We start from the raw sequence: 12,155 nt of genomic DNA, 5'->3' as shown, positions 1-12,155 counted from the left end.
TCAGGGCCTGGCCCCCGGCAGCACCGCTGCCGGGGCAATCCACATGGCATCGCCATAGGAAAAGAAGCGGTAACCCTCGTTGATCGCCGTGGCGTAGAGCTCCAGCAGCCGGGGACGCCCGATCAGGGCACTCACCAGCAGCAGCAGAGAGCTCTGCGGCAGGTGGAAGTTTGTGATCAGCCCTTCCACCACCCGAAAGCGGAACCCGGGCTGAATCACCAGGGCCACCGGCCCTTGAAAAGGCTGCAGCACTCCATCCGCTGACGCGGCGGCAGCCCCTTCCAGCGCCCGCACGCTCGTGGTTCCCATCGCGATCACCCGCCCGCCAGCGGCGCGTGTGCTGGCCACCGCCTCCACCACCTCCGCCGACACCTCCACCCATTCGCTGTGGAGTTCGAGCGCGCTGAGATCTTCCGTTTCCACCGGCCGGAAGGTGCCCAGCCCCACGTGCAGCGTGATCGCCACGAGGCGCACCCCGCGGGCCTTCAGAGCCGCCAGCAGCGCGTCGCTGAGATGCAACCCCGCCGTCGGTGCTGCCACGGCACCGGGTTTGTCGGCGTAGCGCGTCTGGTAGCGCTCGTCGTCGCTGCTGTCCTGCTGGTGGATGTAGGGCGGCAGGGGCATGCTGCCGTAACGATCCAGGAGCGCCTCGATAGCTGCGGCATCGACGCAGTGGGGCGGGAACTGGATCACCCGGCCGCCGCTGGCCTGATCCACCTCCAGCACTGTGACCACCAGCGGTGGTCCATCAGTGGCCTGCGGCGACAGTCCCCCAGCAGCCTGCAGCTCAAGCTCCTCACCGGGGTGGAGGCGTTTGGCGGGCCGTGCCAGACACAACCAGCGCCCTTCCCCGCGGGGTTCCAGCACCAGCAGTTCCACGGCCCCGCCGGTGCGGCGCCGTGCCGCCAGCCGCGCCTTGAGCACGCGGGTGTTGTTCACCACCAGCAGATCGCCGGGCTTGAGCTCCTCGGCCAGATCCCACACCGTTAAATGCCGCGGCGGAGCCGGCTCCGGCTCCACGGCCAGCAGGCGGGCCGCATGGCGCGGTTCCGCCGGCCGCTGGGCGATGCGCTCCTCGGGCAGATGGAAGCTGTAGCTGGAGAGCAGCGTGTCCGGATGGCTCAGGGAGCCGGCGGCAGGGTTCGACACCGTCGGTTCAGAGCGCCAGGCTTTCGGGCCGGTGTTCGATCAGGTCGGCCAGATCCTTGAGGAACGCCGCCCCGTGGGCGCCATAGATCACCCGGTGGTCGGCGGTCAGGTTCACCTGCATCTGGCGCTTGACGGCGATCGAGCCATCGGCGTTGGCCACCACCGTGGGGCGGGAGGCCGCCACCGCCAGGATCGCGCCGGTGCCGGGCGGAAGGATCGCATCGAAACGGTCGACCCCGAACATGCCGAGATTGGAGAGGGTGAAGGTGCCGGTGCTGTACTCGTCGGGCTTGAGTTGCTTGGTGCGGGAGCGGGCCACCAGGTCCGCCCAGCTGCGCGACAGGCTGTAGAGATCGGTGCGATCGGCCTCCTTCAGCACCGGCGTCACCAGGCCGCCGTCATCCATGGCCACGGCGATCGCCACATTGACGGAGGCGGGGTACACCATGCCGGTTTCGCTCGCTGCGGCGTTCACCTGGGGATGGCGCGCGAGCACCACGCCCACCGCCTTGGCGAGCAGGGCCGTCATCGTGACGCCCTTGCTCTTCACCTGCTTGTAGAAGGCATCGAGCCGATCGGTGGTGATCGTGTAGCCCACGTGGAAACAGGGAACCGCGAGACTGGCGAGCATGTTGCGGTTCACCGCCCCCTGCAGGGTGGTGAAGGCCACCGTCTCTCCCGGGCGGCCGAAGCTCTGGCCCGCGGGTGCGGCCGAGGCACCGCCACCGGCCGAAGCCCCAGCGGCAGCGGGAGCGGCGGCCGTGAAGGGGGCACTGCCTTCCGCCACCCGGGCCACCGAGGCGGGCTGGCCGGCAGCCCGCTCCACGTCCTCGGCCTGGATGCGGCCATGGGGGCCGCTGCCCTTGAGCGCTTCCAGCTTGACCCCGAGCTGGCTGGCCAGCTTGCGGGCGCGGGGAGTAGCCACCACCCGGCCGTTGCCCGCCGCCGGAGCAGCAGCCACAGGCAGGCTGGCAGCGGCAACAGCCGCTGGCGCCGGGGGAGCCACAGCGACCGGAGCCGCCGGCGCAACCGGTGCGGCAACGGGTGAGGGCGAGGCAGGGGCGGCCACAGGAGCGGGGGCTGCAGCGGGCGCGCTGGGGGCACCGGCCTGGGCAGCGGCGATCTCCGCTTCGGTTTCCACAATCAGACCGATCGTTTCGCCCACCGGTGCCGTGCCACCGGCCTGCATCAACACGGCGGCCAGGAAGCCCTCCTGGAAGGCCTCCACGTCCATGTCGGCCTTGTCGGATTCGACGACCAGGACGGACTCACCGCGCTCGACGCGGTCGCCGGGCTGCTTCAGCCACTCCACGATCTTGCCCTCCGTCATCGTGGAGCTCAGGGCGGGCATGAAGATTTCGTAGGTCGCCAAAGTCCTGGTCCCGATGCAGCCGGCGACGGGATTTTACGCGCCACGCCGTCGCCACCCCGGAGCTCAGCCCCCCTCGATCGCCTCCACGACGCCATCGCGCACCAGCACCGCCACCTGGAGCTTCTGCACCAGGTTGTCGCCCACCTTGATCTTGCAGGCGCCTTCGATCTGGCCCTGATCCACGATCTGCTCGAACTCCAGTTCGCGTACCTGGCGCTGCTGTTCGAGCATGGCGCGCTTCTGCTCCTCCAGTTCACTGCGCTTGGCCGCCACCTGCTGCTGCACTGAGCCCACCTGCTCCTGCACCCGTGGATCGAGCGGATTCATGCTCTGGCGGCGGATCTCATCCACCAGTTGCTGGCCCTCCTGCTCCAGCTGAGCGAGCTGCTGATCGGTGTTGGCGACAGCGCCGCTGAGCTCTCGCTCGGCATCTTCCTTCCAGCGCGGTGTCACCACCGCCCGCACCGTGATGGTGCGCTTGATGGTCAGCGTTTGGCCGTCGGACATGGGGGGTTGGTAGCAGCTACCAGGCTGTCAGCCGGTGGAGCGGGGGTCAACCGGCGTAGATGGCCTCCACTGCCGCCTGGTCCCGCTGGGTGATGCGGTCACGCCGCTGTTTCAGCGTCTGGGTGAGCAGGCCGTTGTCGATCGTGAACGGCTCCACCAGTGCCACCCCGGCCAGGCGTTCGTCGGGGCGCGAACCGGGGCGGGCCGCCAGCAAGCGGTTGAACTCACCTTTGAGGGCACGCAGCAACAGGGCATCGGCCTCTACAGCGGCACCGGCACCAGCGGGCGCCGGCAGACCGGCCGCCGCCGCGAAGGCCGCCAGCGGCTCGGCGCGGGGCACCACCAGGGCGCCCAGCTGGCGGCGGTCCTGCCCCACCAGCATCACCTGCTCCACCAGCGGATGGGCCACCAGGGCCTCCTCCAGCGGGCCGGGCTCGATGTTCTCGCCACTGCTGAGCACGATCGTGTCCTTGGCGCGGCCGGTGAGCACCAGGGAGCCATCGGGCAGCAGGTGGCCGAGGTCGCCGGTGTCGAACCAGCCGTCGGCATCGAGCACGGCAGCGGTGGCTTCCGGCTTGTTGAAGTAGCCGGCCATCACCTGCGGACCGCGCGCCAGCACCCGGCCCCGCTCGCCCCAGCCCAATGGCGCGCCGCTCTCCTGATCGACGATTTTCAAGTCGGTGTCCGGCAGGGGTTGGCCGGCGCTGCCGCGGCGGTTGCGCCAGGGCCGGCGGCAGGCAAGCACCGGGCTGGTTTCGGTGAGGCCGTAGCCCACCAGCAGCTCGATGCCGATCGCCTCGAAGAAGCTGTCCACGTGCAGGGAAAGGGCACCGCCGCCGCTGATCGCCGTGCGCAGCACCCCTCCCGACAACTGCTGCCTCACCTTCGGCCACAGCAGCGCAGCGGCCAGCGCATCCACCGGCCAGCTCACCGCACTGAGCAGCGCCGCCGTAAGCCGGGCCAGTGGCGGCTCCACCTGCAGGGTGAGGCCCCTGGCGCGGCGGCGCTGCAGCCCATGGAAGCGGCTCGCCGCCAGTGCCTTCTCGATCAGGCTGCGGCGCTTGGCGGGCATGGCCGCCAGCGCATCCTCGAAGCCCGCCAGAAGCGCTTCCCAGAGGCGGGGCACGCTGATCATGTAGTGCGGCTTGACCGCCTGCAGGTCACCGCGCAGGTGCTTGAGCGTGGTGTAGGTCTGGCGGCAGCCGGCCGCCAGCAGGAAGTATTCGGCCGTGCGCTCATAGGCGTGCCAGATCGGCAGCACGCTCAGCGCCCGGTCGCCGGGGCGGGGATTCACCGCCACCCCGAGGGTGCGGAGCTGATGCAGCAGGTTGGCGTGGCTGAGCGGCACGCCCTTGGGCCGGCCGGTGGTGCCGGAGGTATAGAGCAGCGTGGCCAGGCGCTCCGGCGCCACCGGTGGCAGCGGCGGTGGCGCCACGCCGGCCCCGCGGGCGCTGAAGTTTGGCCAGCTGAGGCCCATCACCTGCTCGTGCAGCGGCAGTGCGCCCGCGCCGGCTGGCTCCTCCAGCAGCACCACGAAACGCAGCCGGGCGAGCTGCTCGGGTGGCAGGGCCAGGCGCTGCAGCAGCGCGGCCGATTCCACCACCAGCCCCACCGCGCCGGAGTCCTCGAGGATGTAGCGCAGCTCCTCCACCGGCGCCGTGCTGCCCCGCACCGCATCGGCGGCGCCGGCCCGCATCAGCCCCTGGTCGGCGATCAGCCAGCGCGGCGAGTTCTCGGCAAACAGGGCCACCACATCGCCGGCGGCCACGCCCAGGGAGGCAAAGGCAGCGGCGGCCTCCAGGATCGCGGCGTTGAGGTCGCAGAAGCTGAGCTGCTCGGGCGGGGTGGTGTGGGGAGCCTCCAGGGCCACGGCTGTGCCGTAGCGCTGGGCCGCCTCCGGCCAGATCTGCTCCAGCCCGGTGATCTGGCTGAGGTCCTCGCGAGCGGCCAGCGCCTGACAGTCCTTCCGGTCACCCGACCAGGAAATCTCCGCCCGTGCTTTCACTGCCTTGCAGCCGATGGTGGCACAGGCTTAACACCCCCAGAGCCGTTCGGCGGGCTCCGGTGGTCGGAGCGTGAGTCCGAACGCCTCGGCACCCGCCCGACTCAGCAGCGGTTGCACCTGATCGGGGGTGATCCCGGGGCACCAGTCGCTCAGCCGGCCCACCGCCCGCCCTTCCAGACCGCAGGGCACGATCGCCTCGAATCCCCCCAGGTCACAGTTCACATTCAGGGCAAGGCCGTGCTGGCTGATCCAGCGGCGCGCCCCCACCCCGATCGCCGCCAGCTTGCGCCCCTCCAGCCACACACCGGTGAGCCCCTCGATCCGCTCCCCCACCAGGCCCAGCTCCGCCAGCACGCTGATCACCACCCCCTCCAAGGCGCGCAGATAGCAGTGGAGATCAGCGCCGTGCCGCTGCAGATCGAGCACGGGGTAGAGCACCAGCTGGCCGGGCAGATGGTGGGTCACCTCCCCGCCGCGATCGATGCGGTGCAGGGGCGCAGGCGGAGCCTGGGGTTCGAAGCGCAGAAATTCTGAGCTGGCCCCGCGACCGAGCGTGTAGCAGGGCAGGTGCTGGAGCAGCAGCAGCGCTTCCGGAGCCGCGGGGTTGGTCAGCAGGCGATCACGCAGCTGCTGCTGCCAGTGCCACGCCTGAGTGAACTCCACCGGCGCCGGGGGTTCAAAACGGATTGCATCGAGAAGTGGTTTCATGCGCCTGGCTTCCTAGGCTTATTGCAATCCGATCGCCAAAGGAGCGGTTCGATGAAGCTGTTGATCCACGGTCGCAATCTCGACGTCACCCCAGCCATCCGGGAGTACACGGAAGACAAACTGACCCGGGCGATCAATCATTTCGAGGGGCTGGTCAAGGAGGCGGATGTTCATCTGTCGGTGGCCCGCAACCCCCGGGTTCCCCAGCAGACGGCGGAGGTCACCGTGTTCGCCAACGGCCTCGTGATTCGCGCCCAGGAACGCAGCGAAAACCTTTACGCCAGCATCGATATGGTGGCGGGAAAACTCAGCCGCCAGCTGCGCCGCTACAAGGAGCGCCTCACCGATCACCACCAGAGCGACGTGCAGGAGGCGGTCGGCCTCGAAGACGGCACCACCGACACCACGGCGCTCACGGCCGATCTTCTGGCCGGCCGCGAACCGGAACTGCCGGTGCCCGCTGTGCGGCGCAAGTATTTCGCCATGCCGGAGATGAGCCTGGAAGCGGCGCTGCACCAGCTTGATCTGATCGATCACGATTTCTACGTGTTTCGTGATGAGAAGACGAGAGGAATTCAGGTGCTTTACCGCCGCAATCATGGTGGCTTCGGAGTGATTCAACCGCGGGATTCCTGAACTCTTGCGCCACGAACGCCCCGACCTGGCACCGCTCATTGATCACGCGCTTCTCGATCCCCATCATGGGATCGAAGCCGTGCATCGTTGCTGCGACGAGGCCCGCCACTTCGGCTTCGCCGGTGTCTGCCTCGCCTCGCGCTGGCTGGCCTGCGGCCGGGAACGGCTGGGCAGTGCCAGCCGCGTGCGGTTGATCGGGGTGGTGGCCTTCCCCTTCGGCGCGGTGCCGGCGGCGATCAAACGGGCCGAGGCGGAAGCCGCCGCGGCCGCGGGCGCCGACGAACTGGACATCGTGCCCGACTTCGGCGCCCTCGCCGATGGCAACGGCAGCGCCGTCTACGAGGAGATCGGCGCGATCGTGGAGCTGGGCCTGCCGGTGAAGGTGATTCTCGAGGCCGGCAGGTTGAGTGATCCCGCCCTGGCCCTGCTGGTGGAGGCGTCCATCGATGCCGGCGCCGCCTTCCTCAAGAGCGGCAGCGGCTTCGGTCCGCCGGTGAGCGTGGCCCAGGTGCAGCACCTGCGCGAGCTGGCCCGCGGCCGCGTGGCCGTGAAAGCCTCCGGTGGCATCACTGGGCTGGAGCAGGCCTTCGAGCTGGTGGAGGCCGGCGCCAGCCGGCTCGGCACCAGCCGTGGAGTGGCACTGATGCAGGCGCTGCGCAGCCCCGCCACACCCCCTGGCTCGTGAGCGGCGGCGCGGCGCGCCTGGAGGGGCTCGTGCTCAAGAGCGGGCCCCTCGGCGAAAACGACCGTCTGATTACCTTGCTCACCGACGCCGAAGGGCTGGTGCGGCTGGCGGTGCCGGGAGCGCGCCGGCCGCGCAGCAGCCTGGCGGCAGCGGTGCCGCTGGCCCTGCTCCAGCTGCAGGTGGGCGGTGGCCGCGGCCTGCGGCGGGTTCGGCAGTTGCAGGTGCAGCGCACCCATAGCCAGCTGGCGGAGCGGCTGGAAACGCTCGCTGCCGCTCAGGCGCTGGCGGAGCTGGCCCTGCTGCTGGTGCCGGGCGGCGATGGCGTCCACGGGGTGCTGGAGGATCTGCTGATGCAGCTGGGGCGTCTAGACACCGTGGTGCGCGAGCGGCAGGAGAGCGTTGAGGCCCTGGCGATCGCGGTGCAGGGCAGCGTGCATCTGCTGGCCCTAGGCGGCTACGGCCTGCCGCTGCAGAGCTGCGGCCGCAGCGGGCAGCCGCTGGAGCCACCGATCGGCAACTGGGACTGGCGCTGCAGCCTGGTGCCCAGCGAAGGGCTGTTGATCGGCGCGGTGCCCGGGGCGATGCTCGTGCTCAATGCCTCTGAACTGGCGCTGCTGCAACGGCTGACACGCCCGGCTCCACCGCGCCGCCGGGACGGGGAATTGATGGGGCCGCTGGCGGTGTGGCTGCGGCTGCTGCAGCTGGTGGAACTGTGGACCCAGGAGCACGGCGGACGCCGCTGCCGTGCGTTGCGTCTTCTGCGTGACTGCTTCGAGCCGGGTCACGCGCTGGAGGCACCATCCCCTGAGCCATCATTGCGGCGGAACGGATAGAACCTTGAGCGGATTGTCCCGAGCCACCCCCCCGCCTCCGCCGATGCCGGAGGCCGGCCCCAGCGGAGGCAGCGCCGGCGAAGATGCGTCCAGAGGTCCGGCAGCCTGCCCGGAGGCGGCCGCCAGCGAGGAGCTGGCCAGCACGGCCCGGGGCCAGGGCTTGCAGGCGGTGCTGGCCCTGCCCGACTTCCGGCGCCTGTGGCTGGGGCAGATCTTCTCCCAGCTGGCCGACAAGTTCTACATCGTGTTGATGGTGTTCCTGATCGCCCAGTACTGGGTGACGGACACCCCCCAGACCAACGCGCTGCTGGCTGAAGCGGCCGCCAGCCTGCGCTTCGATTTCGAGACCCGCGCCCAGATGATCACCCTGCTGGCCACGGGGATCTATGTGGCCAACACCGTGCCCGCCATGGCCCTCGGCACCGTGGCGGGGGTCTGGGCCGACCGCTGGCCGAAACGCAAGGTGATGGTGGCCTCCAACGCCCTGCGCGCGGGCCTGGTGCTGCTGGCCCCGCTGCTACTGATCCCCGGCCCCTTTTTCCTCGGCCTCAGCTGGGGCTACTGGGGCCTGGTGGCGATGACCTTCCTCGAGTCGGTGCTCACCCAGTTCTTTGCGCCCGCCGAGCAGGCGGCCATTCCCCTGCTCGTGCCGCGACCGCTTCTGCTCGCTGCCATCTCGCTCTACCAGGCCACCAGCATGGGCGCCACGATCGTGGGCTTCGCGCTCGGCGACCCGGTGCTGCGCCTGCTGCGCAACGGACTCGCCACGCTCGGCATCGAAGGCGGTGAGTTCGTGCTGCTCCCGCTTTGCTACGGGCTGGCGGCGCTGTCGATTGCCCGCATCCGCGTGGTGGAAGCCCCCTGGCAAGACCGCGGCACCTCGGTGTGGGGCGAGATCCTGGAAGGAATCCAGGTGCTTCGCGAGCGCTCCAGCGTGCGAAATGCCCTGGTGCATCTTGTGTTGCTGTACAGCATCCTGGCGGCGCTCTATGTCCTGGCCATCAGCCTGGCCTCGGCGATCAAGGGGCTCGGACCCACCCAGTTCGGCACCCTGCTGGCCATGAGCGGCCTGGGCATGGCCGTCGGTGCACTGGCGGTGGCCCAGCTCGGCCGCGGCTTCACCCGCCGCCTGCTCTCGGCCTCGGGCCTGGGCCTGATCGCCTTTGCGCTGGTGCTGCTGGGCCAGGTGCGCGGCAGCCTGTCGCTCACACTCGGCTTGTGCGTGGCGCTGGGGGTGGGCGCCGCCCTGCTGGCCATCCCCGCCCAGACCACCATCCAGGAAGACACCCCGGAAGAACTGCGCGGCAAGGTGTTTGGCCTGCAGAACAACCTGATCAACATTGCCCTGAGCCTGCCGCTTGTGCTGGCGGGCACGGTGGTGAGCCGCTACGGGCTGCAGCCCGTGCTCTGGGTACTTGCGGGCATCACCCTGCTGGCGGCCCTGCTGGAGCGTCCCTGGCAGCGCTGCTAGCGTTTTGGCAGAAATGGGCGACAGCAGTTGGCGCATATCGCCTGGCTGGGCAAGAAATCACCCTTCTGCGGCAACGTCACCTACGGGCTCACCACCACGGAGCAGTTGCGGCAACGGGGCCACCGCATCAGCTTCATCCACTTCGACACACCCGCCACGGGCCCCGGGCTGCCCTGGGATCCTCCGAGCGTCAACGGCAAAGGCCTGACGCTCACCAAGGAGGCGTTGCGGGCCTCGCGCCGGGCCGCGCTGGCGGGCGATGAGAGCGAAGTAGCCCTGCCCTACCTGCTGAAGTCGCAGGTGTACACGGTCCCCGCGCCGGGCGCCCAGCGGGAGTTGCGGGAATCGCTGGAGCAGCTCAAACCGGATCTGGTGCACGCCAGCCTCACGCTCTCGCCGCTCGATTTCCTGCTGCCCGATCTCTGCCAGCAGCTGGGCGTGCCGCTTGTCGCCACCTTCCATCCCGCCTTCGACGCCGGCCTTCGTAACCTGGCGGGCGGTACCCAGCAGCTCACTTACCAGCTCTATGCCCCGGCTCTGGCCCGCTTCAACCGGGTGATCGTCTTCTCCGAGCTGCAGGCCGAGGTGCTGTCCCGGCTGGGGGTCAAGGAAGACCGGTTGGCGGTGATCCCCAACGGCGTAGACACCGATGTGTGGAAGCCCGCGGACTCTGAGCGAGGAGGTTCAGAGCGGAGAGGCTCCGAGCGTGGCAGCAGCGCTCTGCGCCGTGAGGTGCAGGCGCGCTGCGAAGGCCGCCGCCCGTTTCTGTACATGGGCCGGCTGGCCACCGAGAAGAACGTGGAGGCCCTGCTGCGCGCCTGGCGGTTGGTGCGGCCAGCCGGCTGCGTGCTGGTGATCGTGGGCGATGGGCCGCTGCGGGGATCGCTGCAGGCCGCCCATGAAGACCCGGGCATCCTCTGGTGGGGCTATGAACCTGCGCTGGAGCGACGGGTGGCGCTGCTGCAGGCCTCGGAGGTGTTCCTGCTGCCGTCGCTGGTGGAGGGGTTGTCGTTGTCGTTGCTGGAAGCTATGGCCAGCGGCACCGCCTGTGTGGCCACCGATGCTGGCGCCGATGGTGAGGTGCTGGAGGGAGGGGCCGGCATCGTGATCAGCACCCAGGGGGTCACCACCCAGCTGCGCACCCTGCTGCCGGTGCTGCGCGACCAGCCGGTGCTCACCGCCGAACTCGGGCGCCGTGCCAGGGAGCGGGCGCTGCAGCGCTACACGCTCACACGCAACATCGAGGCGTTGGAGCGCGTTTACGCCGAACTGGTTCCTCGTCCCGCCCTGGCGGCCTGAGAGCCAGGGCCGGCTCCCTCCAGTTCCGCCAGCATGCGGGCGCGCAGGTCGGCCATCAGTTCCTCCACAGCCTCACGGCGACCGCTGAGGTAGCGGCCGTGCCGCTCGGTCACATCGATCGGCTCCCCCACCGACAGCCGGGCGAGCCGGGAGCCCAGCTCGGGTGTCTTGTCGTGGCTGGTGCCGTTGATCCAGGTGATCGCTCGCCACAGGATCTGCAGCACTTCGGTGTAGCGATCGAAGCTGGGCTTCTCAGCCACGTAGGAACCGCTGAGCGTGGAGAAGTATTCCACCAGGCGCATATGGTCCATGGCCAGGCGGGCCTCGGTGGCCTGCCAGTCGGCCAGGCTGCGCTCCAGGGGCGTCATCGCCTTCAGGTCGTCGCGGTAGATGCGGTCCCAGCCCGCCTGCTCCACGCGCCGGCAGCGCTCACCGAGGCTCCCCTTCGGACGCAAGAGCTGCAAACGGCTTTCAGCCACCCCCAGCGCCGCGTTGCGAATCCGCTCGAGCCTGGTGATGAAGCCGTTCTCGAGGCAGGACGGGTACAGCGCCGGGGCCGAAAGAGGAGGCAGGTCCAGGCCATGGGCCTCCCGGTAGAAGGCCTCCAGCAGGGTGATCACGTTGTCGCCCAGCTGGATCAGGCGGCGGTAGCGCAGCGCTTCCGCCACGCTGCCATCTCCCATGGAGCTGCCTGCTCCTGCAGGGTGTGCTGTGTTGTCTGATGCTTCTGAACCTTCCGCACCTTCTGAGCCTTCGGCACCATGCCGGCCCGGACGCCGGCGGAGCTGGGCTTCGAGGCGATCGAGGAGCGTATCGATCGCCGGCCAGTCGCGGCCCTGCGTCACGTACTTGAGGGCGATCGGCACGATCAGCACCCGCTCCTGACGGCCGGCGGCCGCCAGGTCGTCGCAGCACCAGAAGGCCATCTGGGCCAGCCCCGGCTCCAGGGGGCCAAGCAGCTCGCCGTGGTTGTTGGTGGCACCCTCCGGAGCGATCGCCAGCGGGAACGGGCCCTGGGCCAGCACCTCGCGGGCGGCCTTGAGCGCCACCCGGTCGAGCTTGCCGCGCTGAATCGGGATGCCTCCCAGCGCGCCCAGGATCCAGCCGGCAGCCTCTCCCGCCCACAGGGGAATGCCTCGGTCGTAGAGGAACTGGCTGTGCACCGGTCTGCGCAGGGTCAGCCCTGCCGCCCGGGCGGCCCGGGGCACCTCCTCCCAGATCAGCCTGGCCATCGTGAGCGGATCGGTGGTGGTGGGGTGGCGAAAGGCGATCAGCAGCCGCACGCGGCCCTGCTGGTGCTCCGAAAACAGCTGAGCCAGCCGCTCCGCCCCCTCCACCTGACAGTCCACAATCTCCCGCGTGCGCAACAGCAGCGGCAGCGCCCAGCGGCTGAGCCGGTGCACCCAGGGGCTGAAGTGGGCGGGGAGGAAGCGAAGGCCCGACTGGGCCGGCTGGATCCCGGCGCGGGGCATGGTCGGGGGGCAGAGCGT

Annotated in this window: 11 protein-coding genes; 5 read left to right on the top strand and 6 right to left on the bottom strand. The window is 69.8% G+C overall.

The window, feature by feature from the left end; all coding sequences use genetic code 11:
• From queA to lipB, 5 genes are all read right to left on the bottom strand, one after another.
• Positions 1–1,125: a tRNA preQ1(34) S-adenosylmethionine ribosyltransferase-isomerase QueA gene (queA, locus tag ACXMDP_RS13855; RefSeq protein ID WP_259729854.1), complete on the bottom strand. Its 1,125-nt coding sequence runs from the start codon at positions 1,123–1,125 to the stop codon at positions 1–3.
• Positions 1,126–1,156: 31 nt separating this feature from the next.
• On the bottom strand, positions 1,157–2,521 hold the full coding sequence (locus ACXMDP_RS13850) for a dihydrolipoamide acetyltransferase family protein (RefSeq protein WP_259729834.1): 1,365 nt from the start codon (positions 2,519–2,521) through the stop codon (positions 1,157–1,159).
• Between the two features lie 63 nt (positions 2,522–2,584).
• Positions 2,585–3,028: a YlqD family protein gene (locus ACXMDP_RS13845; protein ID WP_094512666.1), complete on the bottom strand. Its 444-nt coding sequence runs from the start codon at positions 3,026–3,028 to the stop codon at positions 2,585–2,587.
• A 46-nt stretch (positions 3,029–3,074) separates the two neighbouring features.
• Complete coding sequence (locus ACXMDP_RS13840; RefSeq protein ID WP_259729833.1) at positions 3,075–5,033, bottom strand: AMP-binding protein; 1,959 nt, start codon at positions 5,031–5,033, stop codon at positions 3,075–3,077.
• 27 nt (positions 5,034–5,060) lie between these two features.
• Positions 5,061–5,741: a lipoyl(octanoyl) transferase LipB gene (gene lipB / locus ACXMDP_RS13835; RefSeq protein ID WP_259729832.1), complete on the bottom strand. Its 681-nt coding sequence runs from the start codon at positions 5,739–5,741 to the stop codon at positions 5,061–5,063.
• Between the two features lie 51 nt (positions 5,742–5,792).
• Between lipB and hpf the strand changes: the two genes are divergently transcribed.
• Genes hpf through ACXMDP_RS13810 form a run of 5 tightly spaced genes read left to right on the top strand, consistent with a single transcriptional unit; the run spans position 5,793 to position 10,665 of the window.
• Positions 5,793–6,377, top strand: a complete 585-nt coding sequence (hpf, locus tag ACXMDP_RS13830; protein WP_094512669.1) for a ribosome hibernation-promoting factor, HPF/YfiA family — start codon at positions 5,793–5,795, stop codon at positions 6,375–6,377.
• On the top strand, positions 6,370–7,062 hold the full coding sequence (gene deoC / locus ACXMDP_RS13825; protein WP_457767235.1) for a deoxyribose-phosphate aldolase: 693 nt from the start codon (positions 6,370–6,372) through the stop codon (positions 7,060–7,062). The genes hpf and deoC overlap by 8 nt, the downstream gene beginning before the upstream one ends.
• Positions 7,059–7,895 (top strand): DNA repair protein RecO, encoded by an 837-nt coding sequence (recO, locus tag ACXMDP_RS13820; RefSeq protein ID WP_259729830.1) that lies wholly within the window; start codon positions 7,059–7,061, stop codon positions 7,893–7,895. The genes deoC and recO overlap by 4 nt, the downstream gene beginning before the upstream one ends.
• Positions 7,896–7,908: 13 nt before the next feature.
• A complete protein-coding gene (locus ACXMDP_RS13815) occupies positions 7,909–9,366 on the top strand; it encodes an MFS transporter (RefSeq protein WP_457766949.1) in 1,458 nt (485 codons plus the stop codon).
• 27 nt (positions 9,367–9,393) lie between these two features.
• Positions 9,394–10,665 (top strand): glycosyltransferase family 4 protein, encoded by a 1,272-nt coding sequence (locus tag ACXMDP_RS13810; RefSeq protein ID WP_259729828.1) that lies wholly within the window; start codon positions 9,394–9,396, stop codon positions 10,663–10,665.
• Here ACXMDP_RS13810 and ACXMDP_RS13805 read toward each other — a convergent pair.
• Positions 10,626–12,137: a lysophospholipid acyltransferase family protein gene (locus ACXMDP_RS13805; RefSeq protein ID WP_259729827.1), complete on the bottom strand. Its 1,512-nt coding sequence runs from the start codon at positions 12,135–12,137 to the stop codon at positions 10,626–10,628. The genes ACXMDP_RS13810 and ACXMDP_RS13805 overlap by 40 nt on opposite strands.
• Positions 12,138–12,155: the final 18 nt, after the last annotated feature.

This window comes from Cyanobium sp. ULC065 (assembly GCF_977927515.1).
Note: the sequence above shows the minus strand (reverse complement) of the source record. Positions and strands in the feature narration are given on the sequence as shown.

Coding starts and splice junctions, on each gene's coding strand:
- ACXMDP_RS13845 (WP_094512666.1), bottom strand. CDS start 3,028: ATGTCCGACGGCCAAACGCTGACCATCAAGCGCACCATCACGGTGCGG.
- lipB (WP_259729832.1), bottom strand. CDS start 5,741: ATGAAACCACTTCTCGATGCAATCCGTTTTGAACCCCCGGCGCCGGTG.
- hpf (WP_094512669.1), top strand. CDS start 5,793: ATGAAGCTGTTGATCCACGGTCGCAATCTCGACGTCACCCCAGCCATC.
- ACXMDP_RS13805 (WP_259729827.1), bottom strand. CDS start 12,137: ATGCCCCGCGCCGGGATCCAGCCGGCCCAGTCGGGCCTTCGCTTCCTC.